The 13,544-nt window shown below is 38.0% G+C and carries 10 protein-coding genes and 5 tRNA genes; all 15 read left to right on the top strand.

The window, feature by feature from the left end:
• The first annotated feature begins 10 nt into the window (after positions 1-10).
• The 15 genes from hpf (at position 11) to rpoC (ending at position 13,531) form a co-directional block, all read left to right on the top strand.
• Positions 11-313: a ribosome hibernation-promoting factor, HPF/YfiA family gene (gene hpf / locus ACKWCD_RS14630; protein ID WP_413984697.1), complete on the top strand. Its 303-nt coding sequence runs from the start codon at positions 11-13 to the stop codon at positions 311-313.
• Between the two features lie 99 nt (positions 314-412).
• Positions 413-486, top strand: a tRNA-Thr gene (locus ACKWCD_RS14625).
• Positions 487-531: 45 nt separating this feature from the next.
• A tRNA-Tyr gene (locus tag ACKWCD_RS14620) sits at positions 532-613 on the top strand.
• 51 nt (positions 614-664) lie between these two features.
• A tRNA-Gly gene (locus ACKWCD_RS14615) sits at positions 665-737 on the top strand.
• Between the two features lie 61 nt (positions 738-798).
• A tRNA-Thr gene (locus tag ACKWCD_RS14610) sits at positions 799-870 on the top strand.
• Positions 871-930: 60 nt separating this feature from the next.
• Positions 931-2,118, top strand: coding sequence for an elongation factor Tu (gene tuf, locus ACKWCD_RS14605; RefSeq protein ID WP_138658912.1), 1,188 nt, complete (start codon positions 931-933; stop codon positions 2,116-2,118).
• 65 nt (positions 2,119-2,183) lie between these two features.
• Positions 2,184-2,259: transfer RNA gene (locus tag ACKWCD_RS14600), tRNA-Trp, on the top strand.
• Positions 2,260-2,274: 15 nt separating this feature from the next.
• Positions 2,275-2,463, top strand: a complete 189-nt coding sequence (gene secE / locus ACKWCD_RS14595) for a preprotein translocase subunit SecE (protein WP_413984696.1) — start codon at positions 2,275-2,277, stop codon at positions 2,461-2,463.
• An 11-nt stretch (positions 2,464-2,474) separates the two neighbouring features.
• Positions 2,475-3,026, top strand: a complete 552-nt coding sequence (gene nusG / locus ACKWCD_RS14590; RefSeq protein ID WP_138658910.1) for a transcription termination/antitermination protein NusG — start codon at positions 2,475-2,477, stop codon at positions 3,024-3,026.
• 67 nt (positions 3,027-3,093) lie between these two features.
• A complete protein-coding gene (rplK, locus tag ACKWCD_RS14585; protein ID WP_138658909.1) occupies positions 3,094-3,531 on the top strand; it encodes a 50S ribosomal protein L11 in 438 nt (145 codons plus the stop codon).
• A 21-nt stretch (positions 3,532-3,552) separates the two neighbouring features.
• On the top strand, positions 3,553-4,242 hold the full coding sequence (rplA, locus tag ACKWCD_RS14580; RefSeq protein WP_413984695.1) for a 50S ribosomal protein L1: 690 nt from the start codon (positions 3,553-3,555) through the stop codon (positions 4,240-4,242).
• A 26-nt stretch (positions 4,243-4,268) separates the two neighbouring features.
• Positions 4,269-4,787, top strand: a complete 519-nt coding sequence (gene rplJ / locus ACKWCD_RS14575; RefSeq protein ID WP_413984694.1) for a 50S ribosomal protein L10 — start codon at positions 4,269-4,271, stop codon at positions 4,785-4,787.
• Between the two features lie 49 nt (positions 4,788-4,836).
• On the top strand, positions 4,837-5,217 hold the full coding sequence (gene rplL, locus ACKWCD_RS14570; RefSeq protein ID WP_138658906.1) for a 50S ribosomal protein L7/L12: 381 nt from the start codon (positions 4,837-4,839) through the stop codon (positions 5,215-5,217).
• Between the two features lie 147 nt (positions 5,218-5,364).
• A complete protein-coding gene (gene rpoB / locus ACKWCD_RS14565) occupies positions 5,365-9,174 on the top strand; it encodes a DNA-directed RNA polymerase subunit beta (protein WP_413984693.1) in 3,810 nt (1,269 codons plus the stop codon).
• A 58-nt stretch (positions 9,175-9,232) separates the two neighbouring features.
• A complete protein-coding gene (gene rpoC, locus ACKWCD_RS14560; protein WP_413984692.1) occupies positions 9,233-13,531 on the top strand; it encodes a DNA-directed RNA polymerase subunit beta' in 4,299 nt (1,432 codons plus the stop codon).
• The last annotated feature ends 13 nt before the right edge of the window (positions 13,532-13,544 follow it).

Raw genomic sequence — 13,544 nt, 5'->3', positions numbered from 1 at the left:
AACCCAAAGTATGAAAGTAAACGCTCAATCAGTAAATTTTAACGCAGATATTAAACTTATTGAATTCGTCCAGAATCGTTTAGATAAATTGGAAACATTTTATGATAAAGTCATTAGTTCAGACGTGTATCTTAAAGTTGAAAATACGAGTTCTAAAGAAAATAAAATTGCAGAAATAAAATTGAATATCCCAAGGGATAAATTTGTAATTAAAAAACAATGTAAATCCTTCGAAGAAGCTGTTGATTCAGCCTGTAATTCTTTGGAAAGAAAGCTTAAAAAAAGAAAGGAAAAATTACGTGTAAATAGTTGATGAAAATTTTCAATATTTTGTTTTGTTTAAACAAATAAATATATACATTTGCAGTCCGTTAGAAATAGCGGACTTTTTTATGCGTAAAAAAGTTAAAAAGCCGATGTAGCTCAGCTGGCTAGAGCAGCTGATTTGTAATCAGCAGGTCGTGGGTTCGAGTCCCTCTATCGGCTCTTTTGAAGAGAAAGTTCATTACAATATTGATATATTTTAAAGAGGGGGAGATACTCAAGCGGCCAACGAGGGCAGACTGTAAATCTGCTGACTACGTCTTCGCAGGTTCGAATCCTGCTCTCCCCACATCTTTAAGGTAAACCAAGAATTTCAATTTTTTTTGAGATTCAAAAAAATGCGAGAGTAGCTCAGTTGGTAGAGCGTCAGCCTTCCAAGCTGAATGTCGCCGGTTCGAACCCGGTCTCTCGCTCTAAATGAGTTTGCGTTTGTGGTCTAGAGGTTTGATATTTTTTTGACCTCGAACTCAATAAGCCGACGTAGCTCAGGGGTAGAGCGTTTCCTTGGTAAGGAAGAGGTCACGGGTTCAATTCCCGTCGTTGGCTCTATTAGTTGACAAATTTGTACACACACTAATATAAACATAAGATTAAAATTCATTAAAAATGGCAAAGGAAACTTTTGATCGTTCCAAACCGCACTTAAATATTGGTACAATTGGACACGTCGATCACGGAAAAACTACATTGACTGCAGCTATTACTACGGTATTGGCAAACGCAGGGTTATCAGAACTTAGAAGTTTTGAATCTATTGACAACGCTCCTGAGGAGAAAGAAAGAGGTATAACAATTAATACTTCACACGTAGAGTACTCTACTGCTAATCGTCACTATGCACACGTTGATTGTCCTGGTCACGCGGATTACGTTAAGAACATGGTTACTGGTGCTGCCCAAATGGACGGTGCTATTCTTGTTGTTGCCGCTACTGATGGTCCTATGCCACAAACTCGTGAACACATTCTTTTAGGTCGCCAGGTTGGTATTCCTAGAATTGTTGTTTTCATGAACAAGGTTGATATGGTTGATGATGAAGAGCTTTTAGAGCTTGTTGAAATGGAAATCAGAGAATTACTTTCTTTCTATGAGTATGATGGTGACAACGGACCTGTTGTTGCTGGTTCTGCTTTAGGTGCACTTAATGGTGAGCAAAAGTGGGTTGATACTGTAATGAAGTTGATGGAAGAAGTTGATGCATGGATAGAGCTTCCAAAAAGAGATGTTGAAAAAGATTTCTTAATGCCTGTTGAGGATGTATTTACGATTACTGGTCGTGGTACTGTTGCAACTGGTCGTATCGAGACAGGTGTTGCCAACACGGGTGATGCTGTTGATATTATTGGTATGGGTGCTGAGAAATTAGCTTCTACTGTAACTGGTGTTGAGATGTTCCGTAAGATCTTGGATAGAGGTGAGGCTGGAGATAATGTAGGTATCTTATTAAGAGGTATAGAAAAATCTGACATCAAAAGAGGAATGGTAATTTGTAAGCCAGGTTCTGTTAAGCCACATGCCAAGTTTGAAGCTGAGGTTTATATTCTTAAGAAAGAAGAAGGTGGTCGTCATACACCATTTCATAATAACTACCGTCCACAGTTCTATGTAAGAACAACTGACGTTACAGGTACAATCAACCTTCCTTCTGGAGTTGAGATGGTTATGCCTGGTGATAACCTTACGATTACTGTTGATTTATTGTCTCCAATTGCATTGAGCGAAGGACTTCGTTTTGCAATTCGTGAAGGTGGTAGAACAGTAGGTGCTGGTCAGGTTACTAAGATTTTAGATTAAGATTTTTAAAGTGATATATTAAAGGGTGTCCGCCAAATGGCGGATACCTTTCAATGTAAATAGATACGGGTGTAGCTCAGTTGGTAGAGCACTGGTCTCCAAAACCAGGTGTCGGGAGTTCGAGTCTCTCCTCCCGTGCCAAAAAAATAGAGTAATATGTTGACATATATAAGAGAATCAATAGAGGAGCTTCGTAATAATGTTACGTTACCTCCTAGAGCAGAATCTACCAACTTGATGGTGGTTGTAGCTGTTTTCTCTATCCTGTTTGCTTTAGCCACATGGGGTGTTGATACTGTATTCAGCGAATTGATAAAAGTATATTTCAATAACGTATTAAACTAAGCCAAAGTCTTATGTCGGAAGTATTGGAGAAAAAATGGTACGTGGTAAGAGCAGTTAGCGGCCAAGAAAATAAAATCAAAGGATACATCGAAAGTGAAGTATCTCGTCTTGGTTTTTCTGACTATTTAGAAGACGTTTTGGTGCCTACTGAAAAGGTGGTGCAAATTAGAAATGGAAAAAAAATTAACAAGGAAAGAGTTTATTTTCCTGGTTATATAATGATAAAGGCAAATTTGGGTGGTGAAATGATTCACATTATACGCTCAATTACCAACGTAATTGGATTTTTAGGTGAAACCAAGGGAGGCGATCCTGTTCCATTGCGTAAGTCTGAAGTAAATAGAATGCTCGGTAAAGTAGATGAATTGGCAGTGAATACAGATAGTGTTGCTATCCCATTTGTTTTTGGTGAGACGGTAAAGGTAATTGATGGGCCTTTCAATGGTTTTAATGGAACTGTTGAAAAAATCAATGAAGAAAAGCGTAAGCTTGAGGTAATGGTGAAGATTTTCGGCAGAAAAACCCCATTAGAATTAAGTTATATGCAGGTAGAAAAGATTTAAAACAATTGTTACATATTTAAAAGTTGTGTTGCTTCCAATTAACACACTTTCAATTTAATTTTAAACAATGGCAAAAGAAGTAGGTAAAGTAGTTAAACTACAAGTTAGGGGAGGTGCAGCGAATCCATCGCCACCGGTTGGACCCGCCTTAGGTGCTGCCGGCGTTAACATCATGGAATTCTGTAAGCAGTTTAATGCTCGTACGCAGGATAAACCGGGTAAGGTTTTACCAGTTGTTATCACCGTCTATAAAGACAAGTCGTTTGACTTTGTCGTAAAAACACCGCCAGCGGCAGTTCAATTGATGGAAGCAGCTAAGATTAAAAAAGGATCTGGCGAACCTAACCGAGTGAAATTAGGTAGTGTATCTTGGGATCAAATCAAGACAATAGCTGAAGATAAAATGGTAGACCTGAATGCGTTTACTGTTGAATCTGCTATGAGTATGGTTGCAGGTACAGCACGTTCAATGGGTATGAAGGTAGCCGGAAAACGACCTTTTTAAAATCTTAATAAAGCAATTTAAATGGCAAAGTTAACTAAGAATCAAAAAGAAGCATACGCTAAAATAGAGAAAGATAAGCTCTATTCTTTAGATGAGGCTTCTGCTTTGATAAAAGAAATAACCAATACAAAATTTGACGCTTCTGTTGATTTAGCGGTTCGTTTGGGTGTAGATCCAAAAAAAGCAAATCAAATGGTTCGTGGGGTAGTAACACTTCCGCATGGAACAGGAAAAGATGTTAAGGTTTTGGCTTTGGTGACCCCAGATAAAGAGGCAGAGGCTAAAGAAGCTGGTGCTGATTTTGTAGGATTACAAGAATATTTGGATAAAATTAAAGGAGGCTGGACCGATGTTGATGTTATCATCACCATGCCAAGTGTAATGGGTAAATTAGGACCATTAGGTCGTGTTTTAGGACCAAGAGGATTAATGCCCAACCCAAAAACAGGTACGGTTACGATGGACGTAGCTAAAGCTGTAAATGATGTAAAGTCAGGAAAAATAGATTTCAAAGTAGATAAGACTGGTATTGTACATGCTGCAATAGGTAAGGCATCTTTCTCAGCTGATAAAATCGCAGGAAATGCCAAGGAATTATTGGAGACTTTAAATAAGTTGAAGCCTACTTCATCAAAAGGTGTTTACATGAAAACTATTTTTATGTCTAGTACTATGAGTCCAAGTGTTCAGTTAGACCCAAAGACAATTTAAATAACCGGAAGTTAAAAGTTATAAATATGACAAGAGAAGAAAAAGCAACGGTTATAGAAGATTTAACTGCACAATTAGCAGAGAGTTCTACGATTTATTTGGCGGATATCTCAGGCTTGAACGCTACAAACACTTCAGATTTGAGAAGAGCTTGTTTCAAAGCAAATGTTAAATTGGCCGTAGTTAAAAATACCTTGCTTGCAAAAGCAATGGAAGCTTCTGATAAAGAATTCGGTGAACTCCCTGAGGTGTTAAAAGGAAATACTTCTTTAATGTTCTCTGAAGTAGGAAATGCTCCAGCAAAATTGATAAAGAGCTTTAGAAAGAAAGCAGATAAGCCTCTTTTGAAAGGTGCCTTTGTTGAAGAAGCAATTTATATTGGTGATGAGAACTTAGACGCTTTAGTTAGCATTAAGTCTAAAGAGGAAATGATTGGTGAAATCATAGGATTACTTCAATCTCCTGCTAAGAATGTTATTTCCGGATTAAAGTCTGGCGGTAGCAAGCTTTCAGGAATCCTAAAAACATTATCAGAAAAAGAATAGTACGCACTAAAAACAATTATATTTTAAAAATTATTAAACGATAGTAAAAATGGCAGATTTAAAAGATTTCGCAGAACAATTGGTTAACTTAACCGTAAAAGAGGTTAATGAACTAGCTGATATATTAAAAGATGAATACGGTATAGAGCCTGCAGCTGCTGCAGTTGCTGTTGCTGCTGGTGGCGGTGCTGCTGGTGGTGGTGAAGCCGCTGAAGAAAAATCAGAATTTGATGTAATTTTAACTGCTGCTGGTGGTTCAAAATTAGCAGTTGTTAAATTGGTTAAGGAATTGACTGGTTTAGGATTGAAAGATGCTAAAGACATCGTTGATAGTGCACCAAAAGCCGTTAAGGAAGGTGTTGCTAAAGACGAAGCTGAAGGAATCAAAAAATCTTTAGAAGAAGCAGGAGCGGAAGTTGAGCTTAAATAATAGCGTCAACATATAGCACTTATGGTTTAGGTCTTTCCACGCTTCAGCGGGGTTAGACCTAAACCTATTTTATACACTTAGCGAAGTATATAAAGTCATATACAACCCAAAAAGTTTTAGTATTCACTATCATAATACTGTCCATAGATGTTCACAAACACTACTGAAAGAATAAATTTTGCATCCGCTAAGAACACACCGGAATACCCGGATTTCTTGGACATCCAGATTAAATCATTTCAAGACTTTTTCCAGCTTGAAACAAAATCCGATGAAAGGGGCAATGAAGGATTGTACAATACCTTCATGGAAAACTTTCCAATTACAGATACCAGAAACCAGTTCGTATTAGAGTTTTTGGATTACTTTATCGATCCGCCAAGATATTCTATCCAAGAATGTATTGAGCGTGGGTTGACCTACAGTGTTCCACTGAAGGCTCGTTTGAAACTGTACTGTACAGATCCTGAACATGAGGATTTTGAGACTATTGTTCAAGATGTGTATTTAGGAACTATTCCTTACATGACTCCATCTGGTACTTTTGTTATCAATGGTGCTGAACGAGTAGTAGTATCTCAATTGCACCGTTCTCCTGGGGTTTTCTTCGGACAATCTTTCCATGCAAATGGAACTAAGCTATATTCAGCAAGAGTTATACCATTTAAAGGTTCTTGGATTGAATTTGCTACTGATATCAATGGTGTTATGTACGCTTACATTGATAGAAAGAAAAAATTACCTGTTACAACATTGTTCAGAGCTATTGGTTTTGAGCGTGATAAAGATATATTAGAAATCTTTGATCTTTCTGAAGAAGTAAAAGTTTCTAACGCAGGTTTGAAAAAAGTTTTAGGTCGTAAGTTAGCGGCTAGAGTATTGAACACATGGCACGAAGATTTTGTAGATGAAGATACTGGTGAAGTAGTATCTATCGAAAGAAACGAAATCGTATTAGATCGTGATACTATTTTAGAGAAGGAGCACATCACGGAGATTATGGAAGCTGATGTGAAAACCATTCTTCTTCATAAAGAAAATAATGCGCAATCTGATTACGCTATTATTCATAATACCTTACAAAAGGATCCTACGAACTCTGAAAAAGAGGCCGTAGAACACATATACCGTCAATTACGTAATGCTGAGCCGCCTGATGAAGAAACGGCACGTGGTATTATTGACAAATTGTTCTTCTCAGATCAACGGTACAACTTAGGTGAAGTTGGTCGTTATAGAATGAACAAAAAATTACAGTTAGATATCGGAATGGACAAGCAGGTATTGACCAAAGAAGATATCATTACGATTATCAAGTATTTGATTGAGTTGATTAACTCTAAAGCAGAGATTGATGATATTGACCACCTTTCAAACCGTCGTGTACGTACAGTAGGGGAGCAGTTATCATCTCAGTTTGGTGTTGGTCTGGCTCGTATGGCGAGAACAATTCGTGAGCGCATGAATGTTCGTGATAATGAGGTATTTACTCCTATTGATTTGATTAATGCAAAGACCTTGTCTTCTGTTATTAACTCTTTCTTTGGTACAAACCAATTGTCTCAGTTTATGGATCAAACAAATCCATTAGCGGAGATTACGCATAAGAGAAGATTATCAGCCTTAGGACCTGGTGGACTTTCAAGAGAAAGAGCAGGTTTTGAGGTGCGTGATGTTCACTATACGCACTACGGAAGACTTTGCCCGATTGAAACACCAGAGGGACCGAACATTGGTTTGATTTCTTCTTTGGCTGTATTTGCTAAAGTGAATCCAATGGGCTTCTTAGAAACGCCGTATAGAAAAGTAGATAAGTCCAAAGTAAATACGAAAGAATTTATCTACTTAAGTGCTGAAGAGGAAGAAGGAATGAAAATTGCCCAGGCAAATATTCCTATGAAAGATAACGGGCAAATTGATAGCGAAAAAGTTATTGCTCGTGAGGAAGGAGATTTCCCAGTAGTTGATCCATCAGAAATTAACTATACTGATGTTGCGCCAAATCAAATTGCATCGATTTCCGCCTCATTGATTCCTTTCTTAGAACATGATGATGCCAACCGTGCTTTGATGGGATCAAACATGATGCGTCAGGCGGTTCCATTATTAAAACCACAGTCTCCGATTGTTGGTACTGGTTTGGAGCGTCAAGTTGCTTCTGACTCTCGTGTATTGATTAATGCAGAGGGTGATGGAGTTATTGAGTATGTTGATTCTCAGAAGATAACCGTAAAGTATAAGAGAACTGATGCTGAGAGATTAGTAAGTTTTGAAGAAGATTCAAAATCTTACAAATTGGTGAAATTTAGAAAAACGAACCAAGGTACTAGCATCAACTTAAAGCCTATTGTTAAAAAGGGTGATAAGGTGAAGAAAGGACAGGTTCTTTGTGAAGGTTATGCAACTGAAAAAGGTGAATTGGCATTAGGTAGAAACCTTACTGTTGCCTTCATGCCTTGGAAAGGATATAACTTTGAGGATGCTATTGTAATTTCTGAAAAAGTAGTGCGTGAAGATATCTTTACTTCGATTCATGTTGATGAATATTCTTTGGATGTTCGTGATACGAAATTAGGAGCTGAAGAATTAACACATGATATTCCAAATGTTTCTGAAGAGGCTACAAAAGACCTTGACGAAAACGGTATGATTCGTATCGGTGCAGAAGTGAAACCTGGAGATATATTAATAGGAAAAATTACTCCAAAAGGAGAATCTGATCCTACTCCTGAAGAAAAACTTCTACGTGCTATTTTCGGTGATAAAGCTGGTGATGTAAAAGATGCATCGTTAAAAGCTTCACCTTCTCTTAGAGGTGTTGTTATTGAAAAGAAATTGTTCTCACGTTCTATAAAAGATAAGCGCAAGCGTTCTGAAGACAAAGAGGCAATTACAACACTTGAGTTAGAATACGAAGTGAAGTTTGAGCAGCTGAAAGATATTTTGGTTGAGAAGTTGTTCTCTATTATTAACGGAAAAACATCACAAGGTGTCTTAAATGATTTGGGAGAAGAAGTACTTCCAAAAGGAAAGAAATACACCATGAAAATGTTAAATGCAGTTGATGATTTCGCTCACTTAGTAGGTGGAAGTTGGACAACTGATAAAGATACTAATGCTTCCGTTGCTGATTTGCTTCACAACTACAAGATTAAGTTGAATGATCTTCAAGGAAACTTGAGAAGAGACAAATTTACAATCTCTGTAGGTGATGAATTACCAGCAGGAATTATAAAGCTGGCGAAGGTCTACGTTGCTAAAAAACGTAAACTTAAAGTTGGTGATAAGATGGCAGGTCGTCACGGAAATAAAGGTATTGTTTCTAGAATTGTACGTCAAGAAGATATGCCTTTCTTAGAAGACGGAACTCCGGTAGATATCGTATTGAATCCACTTGGTGTACCATCTCGTATGAACATCGGTCAAATTTATGAAACTGTCCTTGGTTGGGCAGGTTTGAAATTAGGTAAGAAGTTCGGAACGCCAATTTTTGATGGTGCTACCTTAGATGAAATCAACGCCTATACTGATGAGGCAGGTATCCCAAGATTTGGACATACCTATCTTTACGATGGTGGAACGGGTCAACGTTTTGATCAACCTGCAACTGTAGGTGTGATTTACATGTTGAAATTAGGTCACATGGTAGACGATAAGATGCACGCACGTTCAATAGGTCCTTACTCTTTAATTACACAACAACCATTAGGTGGTAAAGCACAGTTTGGTGGTCAGCGTTTTGGAGAGATGGAAGTTTGGGCACTAGAGGCATACGGTGCTTCTGCAACCCTAAGGGAAATATTGACTGTAAAATCTGATGACGTTATTGGTAGAGCTAAAACTTACGAATCAATTGTCAAAGGAGAGACCATGCCAGAACCTGGTTTACCAGAATCTTTCAATGTATTGATGCACGAACTTAAAGGTTTAGGTTTGGATATCAGACTAGAGGAGTAGGTAATACCGGTTTTGAACACTATTTAGAATAACACATTAAAATTATCACCATAGAATTATGGCAAGAATAAACGATAATACACCGCAAAAAAGGTTTGATAAGATTTCCATCGGATTGGCATCTCCAGAAGCAATTTTGGCTGAGTCAAGAGGTGAGGTTTTGAAACCTGAAACTATTAACTACAGAACACACAAGCCAGAACGTGACGGACTTTTCTGTGAGCGTATTTTTGGTCCTGTAAAGGATTATGAATGTGCTTGTGGAAAATACAAGCGTATCCGTTACCGTGGTATTGTTTGTGACCGTTGTGGTGTGGAGGTGACTGAAAAAAAAGTACGTAGAGATAGAGTAGGGCATATCAACTTGGTGGTTCCTGTTGCTCATATCTGGTATTTCCGTTCGTTACCAAACAAAATAGGATACTTATTGGGTCTTCCGTCTAAGAAATTAGATATGATTATTTACTACGAACGTTATGTAGTAATTCAACCAGGTATCGCTAAAGGTCCTGAAGGAGAAGAAATCAATAAGATGGATTTCCTAACTGAAGAAGAGTACTTGAACATTATCGAGGAAATTCCTCAGGAAAATCAGTACTTGGATGACACCGACCCAAATAAGTTTATCGCTAAAATGGGTGCGGAGTGTTTGATAGATCTTTTGGCTAGAATAGACCTTAAAGATTTATCATTCAGCTTACGTCACAAGGCAAATACAGAAACGTCTAAGCAACGTAAAACAGAGGCTTTAAAACGTCTTCAAGTTGTTGAGGCATTACGCGAATCTCAGGAGAATCGTGAAAACAATCCAGAGTGGATGATTATGAAGGTAGTTCCGGTTATTCCACCAGAATTACGTCCATTAGTTCCACTTGATGGTGGTCGTTTCGCAACTTCAGATTTGAATGACCTTTACAGAAGAGTAATTATTCGTAACAACCGTTTGAAGAGATTGGTTGAAATCAAGGCACCAGAAGTTATTCTTAGAAATGAGAAACGTATGCTTCAGGAAGCTGTTGATTCACTTTTTGATAACACCCGTAAAGCATCTGCAGTTAAAACGGAATCAAACCGTCCGTTGAAATCACTTTCAGATTCATTGAAAGGTAAGCAAGGTCGTTTCCGTCAGAACTTACTAGGTAAACGTGTAGATTATTCTGCTCGTTCAGTAATTGTTGTTGGTCCTGAATTGAAATTATTCGAATGTGGACTTCCAAAAGATATGGCTGCTGAACTTTATAAGCCTTTCGTTATTCGTAAGTTGATCGAAAGAGGTATCGTTAAGACGGTTAAATCTGCAAAGAAAATTATAGACAAGAAAGAGCCTGTAGTATGGGATATTCTTGAAAATGTACTAAAAGGGCATCCGGTATTACTAAACCGTGCTCCTACGTTACACCGTTTGGGTATACAAGCTTTCCAGCCAAAACTTATTGAAGGTAAGGCGATTCGCTTACACCCCTTAGTTTGTACCGCATTTAATGCAGATTTTGATGGTGACCAGATGGCAGTGCACCTTCCATTAGGCCCAGAGGCTATTTTAGAAGCACAACTTTTAATGTTGGCATCACATAATATTTTGAACCCTGCAAATGGTTCTCCTATTACTGTACCTTCTCAGGATATGGTCTTGGGTCTATATTATATGACGAAAGAAAGAAAGTCGACTCCCGAAGTGCCTATTAAGGGTGAAGGATTGACATTCTATTCTGCTGAAGAGGTTATCATCGCTCTAAATGAGGGAATGGTAAGTCTTAATGCCGGTATAAAAGTTAGAGCAAAAGACTTTAACGAGGAAGGTGAATTAGTATATAAAGTGATACCAACTACAGTTGGTAGAGTTTTGTTTAACACTGAGGTACCGGAAGCTGCGGGATATATCAATGATGTATTGAACAAGAAATCTTTAAGAGATATTATTGGTGGAATATTGGCAGTTACTGATGTGCCAACTACTGCTGCGTTCTTGGATAAGATTAAAACTATGGGCTATGAATTCGCATTCAAAGGCGGATTATCCTTTAGTTTAGGGGATATTATTATTCCACAGGAGAAGCATGAGATGATTGCTGACGCCAACGGACAAGTTGATGGAATTATGGCCAACTATAACATGGGTCTTATTACCAACAACGAACGTTACAATCAGGTAATTGATGTTTGGACATCAACGAATGCTCAACTTACTGAGTTGGCGATGAAGCGTATTCGTGAAGATCAACAGGGATTCAACTCTGTTTATATGATGCTTGATTCTGGTGCGAGGGGTTCTAAAGAACAAATTCGTCAGTTGACAGGTATGCGTGGGTTGATGGCTAAGCCGAAAAAATCTACTGCAGGAGGTGGTGAAATTATCGAAAACCCTATTCTTTCCAACTTTAAGGAAGGTCTTTCGATTTTGGAATACTTTATATCAACACACGGTGCTCGTAAAGGTTTGGCAGATACCGCTTTAAAAACGGCAGATGCAGGATATTTAACACGTCGTTTGGTTGATGTTTCTCAAGATGTTATTGTAAATATTACAGATTGTGAGACCTTAAGAGGAGTTGAAGTTTCTGCCCTGAAGAAGAATGAAGAGATTGTTGAGTCTTTAGGGGCTCGTATTTTAGGTAGAGTTTCCTTGCATGATGTTTACAATCCATTAACAGAAGAACAATTACTTTCTGCCGGTCAGGAAATAATGGAAGCTGATGCGAAACGTATAGAAGAATCGCCTGTTGAAAAAGTTGAAGTGCGTTCTGCATTAACATGTGAAGCTCCAAAAGGAATTTGCGCGCAATGTTATGGTAGAAACCTTTCTACTAATAAAATGGTTCAAAGAGGTGAAGCTGTTGGGGTTGTTGCTGCACAGTCAATTGGAGAACCGGGCACACAACTTACACTGCGTACTTTCCACGTTGGTGGTATTGCAGGTAACATTTCTGAAGAGAACAAGCTAGAAGCGAAATTTGGTGGAATTGCTGAAATAGAAGACCTTAGAACTGTAAGTGGAGAAGATGGTGATGGCAAAAAAGCTGAAATCGTTATTTCAAGAACTTCTGAATTAAAAGTAGTTGATCCGAAAACAGGTATTACATTAAGTACAAATAATATTCCTTACGGTTCGCAAATCTTTATTAAGAATGGAGCTAAAGTTGCTAAAGGAGATGTGATTTGTTCTTGGGATCCATATAACGGTGTTATTGTTTCAGAATTCCCTGGAAAGATTGCTTATGAAAATATTGATCAAGGGGTAACTTATCAGGTTGAGATAGATGAGCAAACTGGTTTCCAAGAGAAGGTAATCTCTGAATCTAGAAATAAGAAGTTAATTCCAACACTATTAATTCAAGATAGTAAAGGAGAAACCCTACGTTCATATAACTTACCAGTGGGTTCACATATTATGGTGGATGACGGTGATAAGATTAAAGAAGGTAAGATTTTGGTTAAAATACCTCGTAAATCTGCGAAAGCGGGTGACATTACAGGTGGTCTTCCAAGAGTTACTGAACTGTTTGAAGCACGTAACCCGTCTAACCCAGCTGTTGTTTCTGAGATTGATGGAGTTGTTTCTTTTGGAAAAATTAAAAGAGGTAACCGTGAAATTATCATCGAGTCAAAATTAGGCGAGGTGAAGAAATACTTGGTGAAACTTTCCAATCAAATCTTAGTTCAGGAGAATGATTACGTTCGTGCAGGTATGCCACTTTCTGATGGATCAATTACTCCAGAAGATATTCTTTCTATCAAAGGCCCATCTGCTGTGCAACAGTATTTGGTGAACGAAGTACAGGAAGTATATCGTCTACAAGGTGTGAAAATTAATGATAAGCACTTTGAAGTAGTAGTAAGACAGATGATGCGTAAGGTACGTGTTCAAGATCCAGGTGATACTATCTTCTTAGAGAATCAATTGATTCATAAAGATGATTTCATTAGAGAAAATGATGGAATCTACGGAAAGAAAGTAGTTGAAGACGCGGGAGAATCTGAAAATCTTAAAGCTGGGCAAATTATAACAGCGCGTGAATTAAGAGATGAAAATTCTATTTTGAAGCGTTCTGATAAAAACTTGGTTACCGCTAAGGATGCAGTTGCTGCAACTGCAACTCCAATACTTCAAGGTATTACGCGAGCGTCGTTACAGACGAAATCATTTATTTCGGCAGCATCTTTCCAGGAAACTACTAAAGTCTTAAACGAAGCCGCTGTAAGTGGTAAAGTAGATACATTAGAAGGCTTGAAAGAAAATGTAATTGTTGGTCATAAAATACCAGCAGGTACAGGAATGCGAGATTATGATTCTATAATCGTTGGCTCAAAAGAGGAATACGACGAAATCATGGCGCGTAAAGAAGCTTTAAAATTCTAAATTATAACAAACC

This window comes from Maribacter taeanensis (assembly GCF_047345145.1).
Lineage (GTDB): Bacteria > Bacteroidota > Bacteroidia > Flavobacteriales > Flavobacteriaceae > Maribacter_C.
Note: the sequence above shows the minus strand (reverse complement) of the source record. Positions and strands in the feature narration are given on the sequence as shown.